Annotated in this window: 12 protein-coding genes; 2 read left to right on the forward strand and 10 right to left on the reverse strand. The window is 67.5% G+C overall.

The annotated features are described in order from the left end of the window. Window positions 1-242: 242 nt before the first annotated feature. Window positions 243-728, forward strand: coding sequence for a YkgB family protein (locus OH804_RS06390; RefSeq protein ID WP_406063477.1), 486 nt, complete (start codon window positions 243-245; stop codon window positions 726-728). Window positions 729-810: 82 nt separating this feature from the next. Here the strand turns inward: OH804_RS06390 and OH804_RS06395 are convergent, their stop codons facing one another. From OH804_RS06395 to msrB, 5 genes are all read right to left on the reverse strand, one after another. Further along, window positions 811-2706: a Na+/H+ antiporter NhaA gene (locus OH804_RS06395; RefSeq protein WP_406063479.1), complete on the reverse strand. Its 1896-nt coding sequence runs from the start codon at window positions 2704-2706 to the stop codon at window positions 811-813. Window positions 2707-2889: 183 nt separating this feature from the next. Continuing rightward, a complete protein-coding gene (locus OH804_RS06400; RefSeq protein WP_196924002.1) occupies window positions 2890-3318 on the reverse strand; it encodes an OsmC family protein in 429 nt (142 codons plus the stop codon). Between the two features lie 391 nt (window positions 3319-3709). Further along, on the reverse strand, window positions 3710-4366 hold the full coding sequence (locus OH804_RS06405) for a TetR/AcrR family transcriptional regulator (RefSeq protein ID WP_196924001.1): 657 nt from the start codon (window positions 4364-4366) through the stop codon (window positions 3710-3712). 284 nt (window positions 4367-4650) lie between these two features. Continuing rightward, the gene (msrA, locus tag OH804_RS06410) at window positions 4651-5112 is read right to left on the reverse strand and encodes a peptide-methionine (S)-S-oxide reductase MsrA (RefSeq protein ID WP_406066457.1); all 462 of its coding nucleotides are present in this window, start codon (window positions 5110-5112) and stop codon (window positions 4651-4653) included. Between the two features lie 41 nt (window positions 5113-5153). Next, window positions 5154-5645 carry a peptide-methionine (R)-S-oxide reductase MsrB gene (gene msrB / locus OH804_RS06415; RefSeq protein WP_196923999.1) on the reverse strand — a complete coding sequence of 164 codons (492 nt, stop codon included), beginning with the start codon at window positions 5643-5645 and terminating at the stop codon, window positions 5154-5156. A 481-nt stretch (window positions 5646-6126) separates the two neighbouring features. Between msrB and OH804_RS06420 the strand changes: the two genes are divergently transcribed. Next, window positions 6127-7044, forward strand: coding sequence for an NADP-dependent oxidoreductase (locus OH804_RS06420; protein ID WP_406063482.1), 918 nt, complete (start codon window positions 6127-6129; stop codon window positions 7042-7044). A 172-nt stretch (window positions 7045-7216) separates the two neighbouring features. On the opposite strand, the gene OH804_RS06425 is transcribed toward OH804_RS06420, so the two are convergent. The 5 genes from OH804_RS06425 to OH804_RS06445 form a co-directional block, all read right to left on the reverse strand. Next, window positions 7217-7624, reverse strand: a complete 408-nt coding sequence (locus OH804_RS06425; RefSeq protein WP_196923997.1) for a GNAT family N-acetyltransferase — start codon at window positions 7622-7624, stop codon at window positions 7217-7219. Between the two features lie 49 nt (window positions 7625-7673). After that, on the reverse strand, window positions 7674-7973 hold the full coding sequence (locus tag OH804_RS06430) for a DUF6510 family protein (protein ID WP_196923996.1): 300 nt from the start codon (window positions 7971-7973) through the stop codon (window positions 7674-7676). Next, the gene (locus OH804_RS06435; protein WP_406063484.1) at window positions 7970-8710 is read right to left on the reverse strand and encodes an FAD-binding oxidoreductase; all 741 of its coding nucleotides are present in this window, start codon (window positions 8708-8710) and stop codon (window positions 7970-7972) included. Before OH804_RS06435 ends, OH804_RS06430 begins: the two co-directional genes overlap by 4 nt. Further along, on the reverse strand, window positions 8680-9276 hold the full coding sequence (locus OH804_RS06440) for a sulfite oxidase-like oxidoreductase (RefSeq protein WP_196923994.1): 597 nt from the start codon (window positions 9274-9276) through the stop codon (window positions 8680-8682). Before OH804_RS06440 ends, OH804_RS06435 begins: the two co-directional genes overlap by 31 nt. Before the next feature lie 182 nt (window positions 9277-9458). Further along, window positions 9459-15647, reverse strand: coding sequence for a S8 family serine peptidase (locus OH804_RS06445; RefSeq protein ID WP_406063486.1), 6189 nt, complete (start codon window positions 15645-15647; stop codon window positions 9459-9461).

Genomic DNA, 15647 nt, shown 5'->3' on the forward strand with positions numbered 1-15647 from the left:
GCGCAGCCCCCAACATCGGAAGAAATCCTCCGACCTCGCCGGAACGGGCTGAACGCTCACAGGTCGGCGCCGGGTCGTCGCCGAGATGGGTGACGGGCGCGGACCCGCGGCGTGTGATCAGATGGTGCGACGAGCGCCGGAATGTGGTAAGCGCGGAGACGCGCCCACGGTGCGTGTTGCTGGTCCTAGCGGGTAATGATCCCCAGCAGGCCGAGCGTCGACGCAGCGAATAGGAGCGAGCGATGGGCACACGACACTCGTACGCCGATGGCCTCGCCTCCGTGGGTTTCTCAGTCCTGCGCTGCGCGTTGGCGACGAACATCTTGTGGATCGGTGCGCTCAAGTTCAAGCCGTACGAGGTGGAGAACGACGAGCCCCTGGTCACTGCGAGTCCGCTGTTCTCGCGGCTCCGCGCGAGGCTGGGCGCAGAAAAACTCAACCGACTCATCGGGGTCACGGAGATTACTCTGGGTTCTCTGATTGTCGCCAAGCCCTTTGCACCCAGAGCCTCGGCGGTCGGTAGCTTCGGTGCGATGGGGATGTTCGTTACCACGCTCAGTTTCCTGGCCACGACGCCTGAGGCCCGGCAGAAAGGGCAGGGGATATTGAGCCTTTCTCAGCTGGGACAATTCCTGCTCAAAGACACAGTGCTTCTCGGTGCCGCTCTCGTGACAGCTGTCGAGTCGCTGCGCGCGGCCGCCCTGCTGACCGGCCCGCGAGCGCGATGAATCAGGAGCTTCGCGTCGGGCAAGAGTCCGCGTGGCAAGATCTGCCGGCCGACGGACGTGCCGTCGTGTCAACAGAACGCGTCTAACTACGAATCGATGGCGCGTCGCGGCCGAGGCGGGCGCGGGCCCGGGCCCGGGCCATACGAATGGCCGCGGTCAAGGCCGTGATGTCGTAGGCGCCGTAGTGGCGGCGGCCGTTGATGAAGAACGTCGGGGTGCCGGACACTCCGCTGTTGTCGGCGGACTCGATGTCACTGTCGATGCGGGCGGCGTGGGCATGGCTGGTCAGATCGTCGTGGAACCGTTTCTGATCCAGACCGAGGTCGTCGGCGTACTTGATCAGAGCGGTGACGTCCAGTTCGCCCTGGTGGTCGAGCAACAGGTCATGCATCTGCCAGAATTGGCCCTGAGCGGCGGCTGCTTCGGTGGCCTCGGCCGCGAGTCGGGCGTGCGGATGCACGTCTGACAGAGGCAGGTGACGCCACACGAAGCGCAGGTCGGCGTCGCCCAGCAGCTGCCGGATGACTGGTTCGGCCTTCCCGCAGTACGGGCACTGGAAGTCGCCGTACTGCACCAGCGTTACCGACGCATCGGCTGGGCCGCGGACGTGGTCCTGCTTCTCGTCGACCGCCGGGGTGAGGTCGATCAGCTCCGTCATGTGGCCGAAGAGCGCCCGGATGCGCTTGTCCTGAGGCAACGTGTTGGTGGCGCGGAACGCGATCCACGTCAGTGCTGAGGATACGATCGCGGCGCTGAGCACCCCGACTTTGGCCTCGGCCAGTTGGTCGCCGGTGAAGGCCAGGCTGGCGACCAGCAGTGACACCGTGAAGCTGACACCGGCGATCGTGCCGCTGCCGAGCACACCCGCCCAGCCCACGGCCGGACGGATACGCCCGTGGGAGAGCCAGGTGAGCCCGGCCGAGGTGCCGATCACGGCGAGCGGCTTGCCGACGACATACCCGAGCAGCACGCCCCAGGTGACAGGCGACGCGAACGCCTGGGCCAGGAACGGACCGTCGATGCTGATCCCGGCGTTGGCCAGGCCGAACAGCGGCACGATGACGTAGCTGGACCATGGGTGGTAGATGCGCTGAAGGCGGTCGTTGGGCGATAGGGTGTTCGCCAGGCCGATCGAAGCCGTACGCGCGAGCGTGGGCGTCGGCTGCTCACGGAATGACCGGAACAGCCCGGTGACTTTTTCGAGGTCAGATCGGCCGGGAGAGTAGGCAAACGCGGTCAATCCGATGGCCAAGCCGGTCACCACAGGGTCGACTCCGCTGACCAGCAGCGCGCCCCACATCACGACGGCGACCGGCACGTACGCCCAGCCTCGTCGGACGCCGCCTGCGCCGATGGCCAACATGACCGCGAATGCCGCCCCGGCCACCACGATGGGCAGGACCCTGATGTCCTCGCTGTAGACCAGGGCGATGACGATGAGTGCGACCAAATCGTCGACCACGAACACGGTGAGCAGGAAGATCCGGACCCGGTCGGGCACACCTCGGCCGAGCAGGGCCAGCAGACCCAGCGCGAGGGCCGTGTCGGTCGACATAGCCACGCCCCAACCATGCGCGCCCGGCCCGCCGTGGTTGATCCCCAGGAAGATCAGTACCGGGATCAGCATGCCAATCAGGCCGGCCACGCTGGGCAGCACGAAACGTCGCCGGTCGCGGAGGTCACCGAGGTCGAACTCGCGCCGCGCCTCAAGGCCGACGACAAGGAAGAACAGCGTCATCAAGCCACTGTTGATCCAGGTTTGCAGGTCGCGGGAGAGTTCGAGGTGCCCGAGGCGAAGGGACAACTGGGTGCGCCATACGGCTTCGTAGGAGCCGACGTCGATGTTGGCCCAGAACAGTGCGGCGACGATGGCGGCCACGAGCACGCCGGCGCTGCCGGACTCGATTCGCAAGAATGCTCGCAGCGGTGACGCCAGGTTCCGCTTCCGGATCGTTCGGCCGGTCTTGGTTTCGGTCACACGTCACCTTCCGACGTGCCGGCCGCGCCAGCACGGATAGCTAGACCACGTGGCGCACGCGACCCCCCGACCCGGCGCTGCTGGTCACCACTCAGCAGCACCAGGCGTCCGGTTCAGTACTGATCGCGCCGCCCTGGCGGCCGTCGGCTGCCGAGAGAGCGCCGAGCAGCAGACGGCCTGTTCTCAGCGCGGCCCGACGAACGCGGTCCGCACGCTCCACGCGAACTGAATCAGCAGGGTCACCGGGGACCTCTCGGCAATGTCGTGCATCACCTTCAGGTCGTCGGGGTCGGGCTCCTCGCTGAGCGTGATCGTGCGCTGCAGGTAGCGCTCTGCGCCTTCCTGCTCGGGTTCGTGGTAGTCGATTTCGACGGTGATATCGCCGGCGGTGTCGTACTTGTAGTCGACATACTGCCGCAGCGTCTGAGCAGTGCACGACGCGAGCGCCATCAACAGGTACTCCGTCGGCGTCGGGCCGTCTCCGAGTGCGCCGTTGTGTGGTTCATCGGCGACGAACGTGAAGCCGCGGGTAGTCATGTCCGTGCGCCGACGCTCGGTGGCCGGAAGGACAACTCGGGCCGATGCGACGACATGATCATGAGTGGTTTCCATCAGCCGTGCCTTCCTGTAGATCCAGTGGTGAGGGTCCAGGGATACGCAGCCAGCAGCAGCCGGAGCCGCAGTCTGAGCAGGGGGCCGTGGCCAGGCGTATCACCTCATGGCCGGGTGCCTTCGGAGGTTAGCCTCAGCGGACTAGTTAGTCCAATCGTCCGTTCGCTCCAAGGGTTGGGTGCTGGGCGAATCTGGACGGCGTGGTGTATCAAGCTGCACTGACAGCGGCGAGGGGTCAGCATTGCCCCGGATGGCTCGATCAACACCAGGCCCGATAATGGACCAGAAGGTCTGTTGATCCTGCGTTGGCGGAGGGCCTGCCGGATGGGATCCAGGGTCGCCGCCGGGATCGATCCCGCTGGTGGTGGTTACGGAGGTCGGGGTGCCCCAGTTAAGGGGTCGGCTCACCGGACGGCTGCACGAGGAACGATTTGATGTGTTCCAGTGCCATGTCCAGCGCGACTCCCATCGGTGCGACGTCGTGCGCGGCGTTCGCCAGCAGGTAGCCGCCCTGCAATGCGGCCATCAACCCCGTGGCCAACTTCTCCGGGTCGGCGTCCTGGCGCAGTAGACCGCTGTCCCGCATCCGGTGCAGACCGTCACTGATCAGCTTTTCCCATGCCGCGAACGTCTCCGACAGCGACGATCGAGCCTGCTCATCTTGGTCGGACAGCTCAAGAGCCATCGACCCGAGGCCGCACCCGTATTTGCCGTTGTTCAGCGAGTTGGCCTGGACCAGCGCGTTACGCCATCGGACCAGCCCTGAGAATGATCTCAGTCGTTCGAGCCCTGCACGCTCACGCTGAAGCACAAGCGCGCCTCGATACTTGACCAAGGCGCGCACAAGTTCCTGCTTGTCGGCGAAGTGGTGGTAGAGCTGAGACTTGCTCGTCTGGCTTGCCTCGCGGATGTCGTCAAGGGTCGTCGCGTTCACTCCGCGTACGAGCATCAGCCGGTTCGCGGCCTCGAGGATTCGTTCGCGGGTCGCGATGCCCCGCTGACTGATCCTCCGCCTATTTGTCGGCGCAGCCACCTGCTCGTCGCTCATCTGTCAAGTGTATCCAGCGCACCAGATAATCCAGGGAGAATGGGACCTTGGAGTCCATAGGTGTCGTGTCCGCTCGATGAGCGTGCTACAGCTCATCAGACCATCTTTCGGGGGAGTCTTAATGGACTATTTGGTCCTGCTGGAAACAGGTTCCTGCTGTTGTTGGGCGATGCCTCGTGAGCGGCACTCCGGCTAGAGCCCGAACCGATCTGGCGGACTCCTCGTCCGGGCCGATCACTTCGGCCCGGACCGGCGCGCGGACCCGGGTCCGCGCGCCGGAGGTGTCAGGCCGTCGGCCGCTTCGGAAGCTTCCACCCCGGGCGGGGGAAGTGGCAGGTGTATCCGTCGGGGTAGGTCTGCAGGTAGTTCTGGTGCTCAGGCTCGGCTTCCCAGAAGTCGCCTGCCGCGGTGACCTCGGTGACGACCGTGCCAGGCCACAAGCCCGAGGCGTCGACATCGGCGATCGTGTCCTCGGCGACCCGCTTCTGCTCGTCGTTGGTGTAGAAAATCGCCGAGCGGTAGCTCATGCCGATGTCGTTACCCTGGCGGTTCTTCGTCGACGGGTCGTGGATCTGGAAGAAGAACTCGAGCAGCGAACGGAAGTCGGTCTGGTTGGTGTCGTAGACGACCTCGATGGACTCCGCGTGGGTGCCGTGGTTGCGGTAGGTGGCGTTCGGGACGTCGCCGCCGCTGTACCCGACGCGCGTGGACACGACGCCGGGCTGGCGGCGGAACAACTCCTCCATGCCCCAGTAGCAGCCGCCGGCCAGAATCGCCTTTTCGGTGTTCACATCGTCTCCTTGCCTGTCGTCGTGCTGGTGTTGGTGTCGCTCGTGAACAGGGCGCGGTATTCGCCGTACCCTGCGTTTGCCAGGTCGTCGAGGTGGATGAACCGCAGCGACGCCGAGTTGATGCAGTAGCGCAGTCCGCCCTTCTCGGAGGGACCGTCGTTGAAGACGTGGCCGAGGTGGCTGTTCCCGTGCAACGAGCGGGCCTCGGTCCGGATCATTCCGTGGCTGGAGTCTTCGCGCTCGACGACGTTCGTCCTGGCGATCGGCTGGGTGAAGCTCGGCCAGCCGGAGTTGCTGTCGTACTTGTCGACAGATGCGAACAGCGGCTCGCCGGACACGACGTCGACGTAGATGCCGGGCTCATGGTTGTCCCAGTAGGCGTTGGCGAACGGTCGCTCGGTGCCGTCCTGCTGGGTCACGCGGTACTGCTCCGGGTTGAGCCGCGAAACGGCCTCCGGGTTCTTGCGGTACTGGGTGTGCTGGTGCACAGCTCTCCCTTCATGGCCTTGCGACGCACAGCTGCGGAGCCAGGCGGGGTGCACCTGGACACGTAAGTACAGACAATCCCCGGGTTGGCCATATTCCCGCAGCCGCTGTCTTGAATGGACCGCAGAGTCCAGGGCGAAATCTGCGGCAGGGACGGAAGATCACCTTTCGCTGATGCTGAGCTGGGATTTATCCTGACCTCAGCCGTGACTGCCTGACTCAATAGTGGACTTGACAGACCAGTTTCGCCGCAACTAGGTTCGGGATCTCCGACGGGATGCCTCCGGTAGCGATGCGCTGCCCGACCTGCCCGCCGGCTTTGAGTTCGGCAGACGTCCCCGCCACTCGGCGACAACCTCGCGCCGCAGCCGCTGCCGGTCAGCGTGGTGTGGCACGGCGCCGAGGCTTGGCGCCGCCAATGCTGGGAACGGAGTTGTGCTCCTCGTGGCAGTGCGGCGAGGACCGGATGCAAGGAGGTATCTGATGAAGGCGATCGTGGTGACGGACGAGGCTGCGGGAACGGCCGGGATGACGCTGGTGGAGCGGCCTGAGCCGGAACCGGCCATCAACGACGTCGTTGTCCAGGTTTATGCGTCGGGGTTCGTCCCGACCGAGATGGCATGGCCCTCGACCTGGACAGATCGCCTCGGCCGTGACCGGACTCCGTCGATACCCGGGCACGAGCTGGCCGGAGTGGTAAGCGCACTCGGCTATGGCACGACGGGACTGTCGGTGGGACAGCGGGTCTTCGGCCTCACGGACTGGACCCGCGACGGCACCCTGGCGGAGTATGTGGCCGTCGAGGCGCGCAACCTCGCACCGCTGCCCGGCGACGTCGACTTCACGGTGGGCGCGAGCCTGCCGATCTCTGGTCTGACCGCGTGGCAGGGACTGTTCGAGCACGGCCGCCTTCGGGCGGGGCAGAGCGTCCTCGTGCACGGCGCGGCCGGCGCAGTCGGTTCGATGGTGACGCAGCTCGCACGTGAGTTCGGCGCCTACGTCATCGGTACCGGACGCGCTGCCGACCGGCAGAAGGCGTTCGACTTCGGCGCGCAGGAGTTCGTCGACCTCGAGAACGACGTCCTCGAAGACGTCGGTGGAGTTGATCTGGTTTTTGACGTCATCGGCGGCGACATCGGGAAACGGTCGACAGGCCTGATTCGAGCCGGAGGAACGCTCGTGTCCGTCGTCGGGCCGCCCGAGGTGCGGCCCGTGGACGCCCTGACGATCGATTTCGTCGTGACGTCTGATCGCGGCCAACTGGTTGAAATCGTCCAACGGGTACGAGACGGGCGACTGCGGACGAACATCGGCAACGTCGCGGGCCTCGACGACGCCGTCGCCGCTCTCAACCCGACCGAGCGGATCACCGGAAAGACGATCATCCGCGCTCGCTCGTAAGGATTCGGGGGCGGCTACCGGTTCCGCTGTCCTCGGGGATCACCGCCGACGGCATGGTCGGCGGCAACTGGCCCTCGGAACGTAACACCGCGATCTCGCCGGCGGAGCTGCGGACGTGCCCACGCGTTCGCAGCCCGCAGCCGCCGGGGAAGCCGAGCGCGACGACGCGTGTTCAATGCCCCCGCTCGGTGGGGTGCGACCGAGGGGATGCCGGGTCCAGCACGTCGGCATACTCCAGATGAGCGCTGACGAATGCCGCCGCGAACGGACACGTCACGGTAGCGGTCTTCCCCTGCATGCGCAGCTCGTCGAGGACGCCGGCGATGAGCCTGCTCGCTACTCCCTTCCCCCGGAACTCGGGGAACACGGATGTCGCCGACAGGATGACGCGGCTTCCGACCTTGCTGTAGACCAGCCCTGCGGCTGTCCGGCCCCCGATCGCAGCCTCGTAGATGCCGCTCGCGCCGTTGTTGGTGATGACGAAGTCTTCCGCGCCGGGCGGGGTGGCTACCGACAGGTTCGAGCCACCCGAGTCCTGCTCGGCGCTGGTCAACGTGATCATGTCTCCGGTGTTGTTCACCAATTTCTCCTCAGATCACTCCGCCGCGATTGTGCGGATTCCTCGATGTTCAGGTGATCGGCAGCGGGATGCTGACGACGAGCGACCCACGCAGGTCGACCAGGGCCCGATCGGCCGTGCGCACCAGGCGCATGACGACGTTCTCGCAGCCGGGACATCGGGCGACGAGGCCCGGCGCTCGGTCGAACACGCGCATCGCTGCCAGCGGACGGGTCATCCGGCAGCCGGCGCAGGTGAGCTCGGCAACGGTGAGGTCAGCCCCGATGATCTCACCGAGCGGTCCGGCGAGGGCGTTACCGTCCACCCAGGGTCGATCGTCTGCTCCGACGTCGGTGGTCGGCACGGTCATCCTCCAGTGGGTCCGAAACGTTCGGTGCGGATGTTCGAGGGGTTGTAGCCGATGTCGACGAGAAGGTCGGCCACGGTTTCGACGAATCCGGTGGGCCCGCAGACGAACGCGACAACGTCGGCATCGCGGGGCCAGGCGACGCGGGCAAGGATGTCCGCGTCCAGTCGTCGAGGTGGGGCCGGCCAGCCGGACGGCACAACCCTGGTATAGACGTGGGTGACGGCGACGGGAGTATCGCCTGTGGCTTGTGCAGTCGCAAGATCCGCCGTGAACAGTGCATCCGACGGGGACCGGGTCGAGTAGAGCAGCCTGGTGGGAGTCGTCGCCGCACGCACCATCGACATCAGGGGCGCCACGCCGGATCCGCCGCCGATCAGCAACGCCGGGCGCGGGTCGGCGGGTCGGCGCACGAACCAGCCGCCGAGCGGTCCACGGATCTCGAGGTGGTCACCCGGCTCCGCAACCTCGACGAGGTGCGGCGAGACCTCGCCGTCAATCACCGCCTGGACGGTCACCTCGAGCCGGCCGGGCCCCGGGGCGGACGAGATCGAGTAGCTGCGGTGCGCCATGTAGCCGTCGGGAGCCGACAACCGGACGTCGACGTGCTGGCCCGGTACGTGACCTGTCCAGCCGTCGACGTCGAGGACCAGGGTCCGCGCCGTCGCAGTCTCCGCGCGCGTGGCGGCGACGGTCGCCGGCTGCCAGGTCAGTCCTCCAGGTATCGCTGCTCGCGCCATGGGTCACCGTCGTTGTGGTAGCCGGCCGTCTCCCAGAACCCGGGCTCGTCGTCGAGACGCAGTTCCAGAGCGCGCAGCCATTTCGCGCTCTTCCAGAAGTACAGGTGAGGAACGAGGAGGCGAGCTGGCCCGCCGTGCACAGGAGCCAGCGGCTCGCCGTCAAACTCGTACGCCACCCAGGCCTGGCCGTCGAGAAGGCCCTCGAGCGGGATGTTCGTGGTGTAGCCGCCGTAGGAGTGGGCGACCACGTACTCGGCAGTGGTCTCGACGTCGGCCAGCAACGTGTCCACGGAGACGCCTCGCCAGCTCGTGCCGAACTTCGACCAGCGTGTGACGCAATGGATGTCCACGGTCGGCTCGTCGGCAGGAAGGGCGGTGAACTCCGCCCACGACCACGTGCTTCGCTCACCGGTCTCGGTGACGACGGCGAGCTCCCACTCGTCGAGGTCGATGCGCGGTGTCGGTCCCGCCGACAGTACCGGGAAGTCGTCCGTGCGGTACTGGCCGGGTGGGAGATCGGCGTCGTCGCGTCTGCGGCCACCGAAACCGCGGGTGATCACTGCCATGCGCCCCGCCCTGAGTTGTGGCCGCATGGCCGCACTCCGGCGTAAGTTAACTGGACCATATCGTCCAGAGTACGCTGATGTGGCGACTGTCGGCAACCAACCGTGGGTAGTCGTGGTCAGAGCCTCCCCGGCGAACTTGCCGAGGAGGCTCTGACCACTGCTGGTGAAACTGGTTCTCCAGCTCAGAGGCGCGGGTCCTGCTGGACCTTCAGGGCGTTGAGGATCGGGTCGCTCTCGCCCTTGTCGCGGCGAAGCTCGATCTTCAGATCGCCACCGGCGTGCTCGACGGTGACCGCGTTCAGGTCCGCGGTCAGCGCGCCCACCTTCGCCTGCACGTCGTGGTCGTAGAGCACGACCTTGCCGTCGGCCAGGACATCGAAGGCACGCTTACCGGCCTTGACCTTCTCGATCTCGGCGAAGTCGAGGCCGATCCGGTACGTCCCGGCGGGGGCGTTCTTGAACACGTAGCTGAACGTCTGGCCGCTCCGCTGGGTGCGGAACAGCGCGTCGTCCTCGGTGCCGGCGATGTCGGCCTTGGTGGCATGCGCCTTGCCGCCGACGTAGCCCCACTGCCGCGAGCCGAGCGCCTGGTCGGGCGCCCAGAAGAAGCCGTCGGCATCGACGTACCCGGACCCGCCCACGTCGACGCCCTTCCAGTAGGCCGAGGTCGCCAGGCGGACCGGCTTGAGCTGGGTCTCGCCCTTGCCGGCGTTCGACGCCACCAGCACGTCCCCGACGAGCACGCCCGGCTCGACGCCGGCGTTGTTCGCCGTCGCCCTGACAGTGGTGGACTCGCCGGCCGCGAGTGTGACCGTGCCGGTTGCGGCCGGGCCCGTGAGGGTCAGCCAGGAAAGGTCGGCGGCTTCGTGCCCACCGTCGCTGGCGCGCTTCTGCTCGCTGACCCGCACCTCCAGCGGAGCGGAGCCGCTGTTGGTCACTGTCACGTCGGCCGTCGCCGTCTGGCCCTTGTCGAGGAGCCAGTCGAAGTCCCCTCCGGTGACGGTGGCGACGCCCGTGGTCAACGCCGCGTCGACCACCTCGGCCTGGTCCTTCTTGGCGATGGTCACCGGCTGGCTGGCGGTTACGTAGTTCGGCGACTCGACCTGCACGGTGGTCTCGCCGACCAGTGCCTGAGCCTTCCAGCGGCCCTTGGCGTCGGCGGTGATGACCCGTTCACCGGCCGGCCCCTTGAGCGTGATGATCGCGCCTTCGATCGGCTTGCCGTCGTTCTTGTCGGTGACAGTGCCCTCGATCGTGCCGGCGGCCGGGAGGGTGTACTCCAGGCCCATGCCGGCCTTCAGGACGGGCTGGTTGAAGGAGTACTGACTCGCGGGGTTGCGGTTCAGGCTCTCCACGCCGACCGTCGCCGACGAGCCCTTGGTGAGGGGGTTGTCGCCGCCGACGCCGTCGCCGTACCCGATCTGGATCCGTCCGTCCGCGATCAGGGTGACCGAGAAGTTCACGCGAGCGGTCCGGTCGCTGTAGAAGGCGATGTTGCGCCACTCGATGACCTGCGCCGCCAGCCCGTCCACCTCGGTCGTGCCGAAGTAGATGCCCGCCTCGTCGTCGACGATGAGGTCGTCCCAGAGCGGATAGATCGCGTCGATCGGGTACGACGACGGCAGTGCCGTGTTGTTGCCCAGCGTGCTGGCGCGGTCGAAGGTCAGCGTGCCGTTCGTCGTCACGCACACCCCGTCCCAGGCCGTGTCGTAGAACGGAGCCAGGAAGCTGGAGTCGAACCACAGAGGGCCGCAGAGGTCGTCGCCGTGCCACCCGGACTCCTGCGTGCCCTGGCGGTAGAGCCCGTCGGTCACCTTCATGGAGTACGAGCGACCGGCGGGGGCCACCGGCACCGGGCCCGGCTCCGGCTCCTCGGGCTGAGGCTCCGGCTCCGCCTCGTCCGCGCGCGGGTCGAGCGTCACCCGCAACGCGGCGATGGTCGGGGCCTTCAGGCCCTTCGAGCCCCGTAGCTCCACGGACAGCGGACCGCCCTCGTGCTTCACGACGGCGGTGCGCCAGTCGGCGACGTTCGGCCCCACGGCCGCGGCCGGGTCGTACGCGTAGTCGGTCAGCGTGCCGTCCACGAGGACGTCGAACACCCGCTTGCCCTTGGCCACCTTCTCGATCTCGGCGAAGCCGAAATCGATCGCGTAGGTGCCCTTGGGCGCGTCCGGGAAGCGGTAGAACAACTGCTTGTCCGGCGTGGTGCGCTGCGACTGGAACAGGGCGTCGTCAGTCGTGCCTTCGATTCCGGCCTTCGTGGCGGTGACCCTGGTCTTCCCCTCGTAGCCCCACGCCTTCTTACCGGCGGCCTGGTCGGCGAGCCAGGTGTAGCCGGAACCGTCGGTGAACTTTGCGCCGCCGGCGTTGACGCCTACCTGGTACTTCGTGGTCGTGAGCGTCACCGGGACGTAGGTCTTGGACTGGCGTCCGGAGTCGGACCTCACCACGATGTTCGCGCCGAGGACCCCTGGCTTGGCGTCCTTCGAGGAGATCGAAACCTTGACTGTCGTCGACTGACCAGGGGCGAGGGTGCCGCCGGTCGAGGAGAGCGACAGCCACGGCAGGTCGGTGAGCAGGTCGTCCTCGACGTCGACAAGCACGACGTCGTCGGCGATCTGGTCCGCCGCCCACAGCGCACCGGTCGAGTCGGTTTCGAGGCCGCCGCCCTGGCCGGCCTTCTGGCCGGGGAACCACCACGCGTTCACCAGCGAGCAGTCGTCGGGGTCGACCTGCAGCAGGCGGGTGGGCCGGTTGGAGGTGAGGTCGGTGTACCAGATGGTGTCGGACGCCTGGTTGTAGGCCAGGCCCATCACCTCGGGCAGCGGCGGGGCGCAGAAGGACAGCAGCGCACCCGGGTTGTCGTGCGACGTCCCGGCGACGGTGCCGATCATGCCGTTCCGCCGGCCGCCGACGTAGAACACGTCTTCGGTCGGGTTGTAGGCGAGGCCGGTCAGTTGCAGAGTCGACCAGTCACCCTTGATCTGCCGCGTCTCCTTCCCGGTCTGCCTGTCGAAGCAGTGGATGTAGCTGGCCGGGCTGTCCTCCATCTGGCACATGTCACCGGTCTTGGTGTCGAGCGCCATGTCGAACGCCCGGTACGCCGGGTTCCACGACGCGTCGAAGACCTTCCCGGTCGGCTTGCCCGCCACCGTCCAGGCGGTGTTCGTCCGGGCGTTGTAGTCATGGACCCAGACGTCGCCGTCGTACCCGACGCCGGACGGCTCCTTGTCCTCGATCTTGCCCGGGATGGCGATCCGGGTGATGACGTCACCGCCGGAGGTCGGACCGACCTTGCCAGCCGCCTGTGCCTCCGCGGCGGGTGCCGTCGCGGCCTTGCCGTCGACGCTCGACGGCTTCATGCCGCTCGCACCGGCCTTCCACGCGGCGAGGTCGATCGTGCTGGCCGCACCCGTGCCGGTGCGCGTGGTGGCGTCGGCGGCGTCGAGTTCGGGGTGGCGGGCGGCCTCGCCCAGGTCGTACGTGAGTGGGGCGGAACCGTTGTTGGTCAGCGTCAGCGAGCCCACGCCGTTCTGGTCGGTACCCAGCAGCGCGTCGAGGCCGTCAGCCTTCAGGCCGGCGGCGCCCGTGGTCAGGCGCGCGTCGATCTTGGCTTTCGCGTAGAGCTTGTCGAGGGAGAACGGGTACGCCGCGGTCGTGTAGTTCGGGGCGTCGACAGTCATCGTGTAGTCGCCGACCGGAAGCTGGCGATGCACGATGCCCGTTCCGTTGGTCGTGACGGCCTCGACGAGCCCGGACTTGTTGGTGAAGGAGACCTTGGCCCCGGCCACCGGTAGCCCGTCGTTCTGGTCGACGACTGTCGCGTCCAGGTACCCGAAGTCAGGCATGTCGTAGGTGACGATCATCCCGTCGCGCAGCACCGGGGCCTTGTCGGAGAACCGGATGCCGTCGACGCCGGCCCAGCCCTGGATGCCGGTCACGGCGTGCGCGCCGGCGGTCACCGGGTCGTCGGTCCCGACGCCGTCGCCGTACCCGAAGATCATCGTGCCCGAGCGGGTGAGCGTGGCCGAGAAGTTGACCGGCTCCGTGTATTCCGTCCGGTCCGGATAGGCCCAGAGCTTGGCCTTGCGGTACTCGATGACGAACGCGTCCTCACCGTTGACCTTGGTGGCCGCCGTGAAGACGCCGCCGTCGGGAGCGAACTCGACGGGGGTCTCGACGTAGAAGGGGAAGATACCGGCACCGCCATAGCCGGGTCCGGTGGCGCCGTCCGGGGCGATCACGCCGCGCAGGCCGATGCCAAGGGTGTCGTGGCTGCCGTTGTAGAGCGCGATCGGGAACGGCAGCTTCACCGTCGCCCACACGCCACTGCTGAACGCGACCGGGTCGGTGCCGCGCAGGTACTCGCCGTCGGAGACGGCGCAGCTGTAGCCGCCCTCGTCGACGACGAGCCCGACGTGGTACTCGCGCGACTCGTTCTGCGCGCCGACGGTCAGCGGCACTGTGGTGGGGGAGAAGCAGGCGTTGGGCTTGACGCCCAGCGTGTACCCGCCCTCGGGGACAGCGGTGATCGTGAACGCGCCGTTGGCATCCGTGCGTACCGGCTTCAGCGGCGTGTCCTTGACGGAGACGTCGGCGTTCGGGACGGGGCGCTTCTTGTCGTCGACGACCCTGCCGCTGATGTCGTGCTTCACGGCGGCCGTGAGCGGCAGCTTGACGGCGGTGTCCTGGCCGAGGGTGATCGTGACGTTGGCGCTCGAGGTCAGGTAGCCGAAGACCTTGGTGCTGAGCTGGTAGTCACCGACCGGGAGGTTCGTGGTGAACCGGCCGTCCTTGTCGGTTCCGATCGACCGGCTGAACGGCCCGCTGATTGTCACCTCGGCAGCGGGGACCGGGGCGCCGTCGGCGGTGACGACACCGGTGAGGGTGCCTCCCTTGCGGGGTGCCAGCTCGAGCAGGCGGACGAGGTCGAGCCGGCCCTCGCCGTACTTGTTGTTGACCTCGGCGGTGCCGCCGCACTCGGTGTCGTCGACGTCGACGGCCGACTCGCCGAGCAGGCGGCGGGTTTCCTCGACCTGCCCGATGAGGGTCGGGTCGTAGCTCCACAGCGCCGCGACCGCGCCGGCGACGTGGGGTGCCGCCATCGAGGTGCCGGACATCTCGACGTAGCTGCCGCCCGGGTAGGACGAACGGACGCCGTCGCCCGGAGCGGAGATCTCGGGCTTGATCCGGCCACCTTCACCCTCGCCCTTGCGGGAGAACAACGCGAGCGTGCCGTCCGGCCGGTACGCGCCGACGGAGTAGGCGCTCTCGGCGGAGCCGGGCGAGGAGACGGTGTCGCAGGCCGCGTACGGCGTGGTGTTGCCCGACGACCAGACGCTGAAGATGCCCGCGGCACTCCAGGCCTCGTCGATGGCCTGGAAGAAGTCGTCGAAGTTGTGCTCGACGTTCTGGCCCCACGAGTTGTTGATGACGTGGGGGCGCTTGGACGGGTCGGGGTTGTTCCCCTGGACGTCGGTCGGGGCGAGCAGCCACCAGCCGGATCGCAGCAGCGACTCGACGCCGGTGCTCTCACAGCAGCCGTTCGTCGCGATCCACTGCGCGTCCGGGGCGACGCCGACGTGGTTGGTGCCGTCGTCGCCGACCATGGTGCCCATGGTGTGCGTGCCGTGTCCGTTGTCGTCGCACGGTGCGCCCGTGCAGGTGCCCCGGGTGCCCATCCAGTTGTAGTTGTGGTCGACGGTGCCGTCGGGCTTCGTGCCGCGGTACTGGTGCGCCAGGGCCGGGTGGTCGAACTGGACGCCCGAGTCGAGGTTGGAAACGGTGATGCCCGCGCCGGTGGCGCCCATGGCCCATGCCTGCGGGGCGTGGATGGCGTCCAGACCCCACGAGACGGTGCCTGCCTCGGCGGTGGCCTTCGGGGCGGCGGGGCGGGCCGCCTGGTCAGTGGGAACCTTCTCGTCGACGGGCTCGACCAGCGCGACCTGCGGCGTCGCGTGGATCTCGGCGACCTGCACCTTCGTGGCCACGTCGAGGGCGAGCTTCTCGGTGCCCCCCTTGACGAGCACGGCGTTGGCGATCGGGTAGGAGGTGTACTTGACGCCCGCCCGGTCGAGGTCGCTGGAGACCGATGCCAGGGAGTCCTTCGCCGCCGCGGTCAGCGCGTCGTAGACGAACTGACCACGAGCCGTCCAGTCGGCGAGCTTCTTCGCTGGCCCGAGGTCGGCTCTGGTCTCGAAGGTGATCCAGAAGTCGGAAGCCGGAGACGTACGGAAGCGGTCCTTCAGGGGCGACGCGATCTTCTTGGCGGCCGAGCCGGGATCCGGCTCAGCGGCGGACGCCGGTGGTGCCTGGATCAGGCTCAGGCCGACCGCTGCGGCAAGCGTTGCCGCGAGGGCTTTGAGTCTCAT

The sequence above is a fragment of the Micromonospora sp. NBC_00860 genome (assembly GCF_045207375.1).
Classification (GTDB): domain Bacteria; phylum Actinomycetota; class Actinomycetes; order Mycobacteriales; family Micromonosporaceae; genus Micromonospora; species Micromonospora vinacea.

Coding starts and splice junctions, on each gene's coding strand:
- OH804_RS06390 (WP_406063477.1), top strand. CDS start 243: ATGGGCACACGACACTCGTACGCCGATGGCCTCGCCTCCGTGGGTTTC.
- OH804_RS06400 (WP_196924002.1), bottom strand. CDS start 3,318: ATGGAAACCACTCATGATCATGTCGTCGCATCGGCCCGAGTTGTCCTT.
- OH804_RS06405 (WP_196924001.1), bottom strand. CDS start 4,366: ATGAGCGACGAGCAGGTGGCTGCGCCGACAAATAGGCGGAGGATCAGT.
- msrA (WP_406066457.1), bottom strand. CDS start 5,112: ATGGAGGAGTTGTTCCGCCGCCAGCCCGGCGTCGTGTCCACGCGCGTC.
- OH804_RS06420 (WP_406063482.1), top strand. CDS start 6,127: ATGAAGGCGATCGTGGTGACGGACGAGGCTGCGGGAACGGCCGGGATG.
- OH804_RS06430 (WP_196923996.1), bottom strand. CDS start 7,973: ATGACCGTGCCGACCACCGACGTCGGAGCAGACGATCGACCCTGGGTG.
- OH804_RS06435 (WP_406063484.1), bottom strand. CDS start 8,710: ATGGCGCGAGCAGCGATACCTGGAGGACTGACCTGGCAGCCGGCGACC.
- OH804_RS06440 (WP_196923994.1), bottom strand. CDS start 9,276: ATGGCAGTGATCACCCGCGGTTTCGGTGGCCGCAGACGCGACGACGCC.
- OH804_RS06445 (WP_406063486.1), bottom strand. CDS start 15,647: ATGAGACTCAAAGCCCTCGCGGCAACGCTTGCCGCAGCGGTCGGCCTG.